Genomic DNA, 2,521 nt, shown 5'->3' with positions numbered 1-2,521 from the left:
TATCCTCCTACCCCCCACCCATCTACCCCCTACCCCCTCACCCCTTCACCCCCTACCCCCCTCACCCTCGACTGGGGCGAGGCCATCGACGCCTCCCTGTTCTACGGGCGTGCCACTGAGCTTGACACCCTGGAGCAGTGGATTCAGCGCGATCGCTGTCGCCTGGTCGCCATTCTCGGCATGGGCGGCATTGGCAAGACGGCGCTGTCGGTGAAGCTGGCCCAGCGACTGAGTTGTGGAGAAGATAAGGAGGGTGAGGAAGGTGAGGGGTTTAGATCTGCCCATCCTTCCTCATCTCCTCATCCCTTCATCCCCTCACCTTCTTCCCAACCGCCCTTCTCCGCCATCATCTGGCGCACCCTCCGCAATGCCCCGCCCCTGGAGCTGCTGCTGAGCGATCTGATTCAGGTGCTTTCCGGGCAGCAGGAAAGCCCTTCGACGCTGGCGGTTGCGCCGCTGCTGGCCCGGTTGATGCACTACCTGCGGCAGCAGCGCTGTCTGCTGGTGCTCGACAACGGCGAAACGCTGCTGCAGGAGGGGCGGTTGACCGGGGCCTACCGCGAGGGCTACGAAGCCTACGGCGAGCTGCTGCGCCAGGTGGGCGAGCTGCCCCACCAGAGCTGCGTGGTGCTGACCAGCCGCGAAAAGCCAGCGATTTTGGCGGATATGGAGGGAGCGACGCTGCCGGTGCGATCGCTGCCTTTGCCCGGCCTGCCCCCGGCGGATACGGATCAAATCTTTGACGCGATCGGGCTGTCGCGATCGCCCCAGGGCCGCCACCGGCTGATTGACAGCTACAGCGGCAACCCGCTGGCGCTCAAGATTGTCGCCACCTCCATTCGCGAGCTGTTTGGCGGCGATGTCGATGCCTTTGTGCAGGAAGAAACCACGGTTTTTAACGGCATTCGTCGCCTGCTCGACCAGCAGTACCAGCGTTTGGTGCCCCTGGAGCAGCAGATCATGGCCTGGCTGGCGATCGATCGCGACTGGGTGACGATTGCCGAACTGCAGGCCGACATTGTGCCCGCCATCCCCAAGCAGCGCCTGCTCGAAACCCTAGAGTCGCTGGCCCGCCGCAGTCTGATCGAGCAAAAGAATGCCCGCTTTACCCAGCAGCCCGTGGTGATGGAGTATGTGATCGAGCGCCTGATTGACCAAGTCAGCGACGAGATCATCGCCATGCCCCAGGTGGCCCCACCCGAGGGGCTGCTCATTGACCACTACGCCCTGGTCAAAGCCACCGCCAAAGAATACATTCGCGACAGCCAGACCCGGCTAATTTTGCAGCCGATTGCCCAAAACCTCTGCGCCCGCTTTAACTCTACCGCTGCCCTTGATCACCAGATGCGGCAGCTCTTGGCCCTGCTGCGCCAGACCTTTACCCAGAGCTATAGCTACGGGGTCGGCAACCTGGTCAACCTGATGAGCTACCTCAAGCTCGACCTGACTGGCTACGACCTGTCGGGGCTGACCATTCGCCAGGCCTGTTTTCAGACAACGCCCCTGCGCCAGGTCAACCTGGCCCACGCCAGCCTGATGGCCTGCCGCTTTGCGGAGCCGGTGCCACACCCCAACTCGCTGGTGGTCAGCCGCGATGGCGACTACATTGCCATGGGTGGCGAAGACGGCATGGTGCAGGTGTGGCAGGCCTCTACTGGGCTGCCCGTGTTGATTACCCAGGCCCACAGCACCTACATTTTTGCCCTGGCCTTTAGCCCCGTTCTCGAAGAGTCCTCAGGGGGGAGCGGGCAAGTGCTGGTCAGCGGCAGCATGGATACGGGCATCAAGTTTTGGGATGTGGCCACCGGCCACTGCCTGCAAACCTGGCACTACGACCACCCCTGGGGGCTGGCCTTTAACCCCGACGGCACCGTGCTGGCGGGCAGCCTGGGCGACACTAGCCGCTCTATTTTGCTGTGGGACTGGCGCACGGGGGAGGTGCTACAGTCGCTCACCGGGCACAGCGGCCCCGCCAACGGCATTGCCTTTGCCCCCCACCCCATCGCCCTGGCCCCCGGCGAACCGCCCCGCCGCATTCTCGTCAGCTGCGGCCAGGATGGACTGGTCAAAGTGTGGGACATCGACAGCGGCGATTGCCTGCACACCATGACCGAGCACCGTGGCATGTGCTGGGCCCTGGCCATGCACCCGGCGGGCGATCGCTTTGCCACCTCCAGCTTTGACCACACCGTCAAAATTTGGGATATTGCCACCGGCACCTGCCTGCACACCCTGCGCGGCCACACCGCCGAAGTCTGCGGCGTTCACTTCAGCCCCGACGGGCAGCTGGTCGCTAGCGCCAGCAGCGATCGCACCCTCCGCCTCTGGGATGTCGCCACTGGCCAGTGCCTCACCGTACTCACCGGCCACGCCGACAGCGTTTGGGGCGTGGCCTTCATCAACGGCAACACCCCCGATGGCGAGTGGCTTCCCGGCCAGGCCTTAGTCAGCATTGGCATCGACCAAACCATCCGCTTCTGGGATGTCAGCCGCCCTATTTCCTCCCCCACCCCCTCCTCAC

1 pseudogene is annotated in these 2,521 nt (G+C 64.1%); it reads left to right on the top strand.

Annotation, left to right across the window (positions count from 1 at the left end):
* Positions 1 to 2,521 (top strand): annotated as a pseudogene (locus tag ACQ4N7_RS30115) (hypothetical protein); the annotation flags it as partial.

Source organism: Nodosilinea sp. AN01ver1 (assembly GCF_050565655.1).
In the GTDB taxonomy this organism is placed as follows: Bacteria; Cyanobacteriota; Cyanobacteriia; order Phormidesmidales; family Phormidesmidaceae; genus Nodosilinea.
Note: the sequence above shows the minus strand (reverse complement) of the source record. Positions and strands in the feature narration are given on the sequence as shown.